The following is an 818-nucleotide window of genomic DNA, read 5'->3' on the forward strand; positions in this document are numbered from 1 at the left end:
GGATTCCTTCCATGTCAAGGGTAGGTAAGGTTTTTCGCGTTGCATCGAATTAATCCACATCATCCACCGCTTGTGCGGGTCCCCGTCAATTCCTTTGAGTTTTAATCTTGCGACCGTACTCCCCAGGCGGTCTACTTCACGCGTTAGCTGCGTTACCAAGTCAATTAAGACCCGACAACTAGTAGACATCGTTTAGGGCGTGGACTACCAGGGTATCTAATCCTGTTTGCTCCCCACGCTTTCGTGCATGAGCGTCAATCTTGACCCAGGGGGCTGCCTTCGCCATCGGTGTTCCTCCACATCTCTACGCATTTCACTGCTACACGTGGAATTCTACCCCCCTCTGCCAGATTCTAGCCTTGCAGTCTCCATCGCCATTCCCAGGTTGAGCCCGGGGATTTCACGACAGACTTACAAAACCGCCTGCGCACGCTTTACGCCCAGTAATTCCGATTAACGCTTGCACCCTACGTATTACCGCGGCTGCTGGCACGTAGTTAGCCGGTGCTTATTCTTCAGGTACCGTCATTAGCTCCGGATATTAGCCGAAACCGTTTCTTCCCTGACAAAAGAGCTTTACAACCCGAAGGCCTTCTTCACTCACGCGGCATTGCTGGATCAGGCTTGCGCCCATTGTCCAAAATTCCCCACTGCTGCCTCCCGTAGGAGTCTGGACCGTGTCTCAGTTCCAGTGTGGCTGGTCGTCCTCTCAGACCAGCTACTGATCGATGCCTTGGTAGGCCTTTACCCTACCAACTAGCTAATCAGATATCGGCCGCTCCAGGAGCACAAGGCCTTGCGGTCCCCTGCTTTCATCC

The 818-nt window shown here is 53.4% G+C and carries 1 rRNA gene; it reads right to left on the minus strand.

The annotated features are described in order from the left end of the window. Positions 1-818, minus strand: a 16S ribosomal RNA gene (locus GTP77_RS29755); the annotation flags it as partial.

Source organism: Pseudoduganella aquatica (assembly GCF_009857595.1).
GTDB classification, from domain to species: Bacteria; Pseudomonadota; Gammaproteobacteria; order Burkholderiales; family Burkholderiaceae_D; genus Rugamonas; species Rugamonas aquatica_A.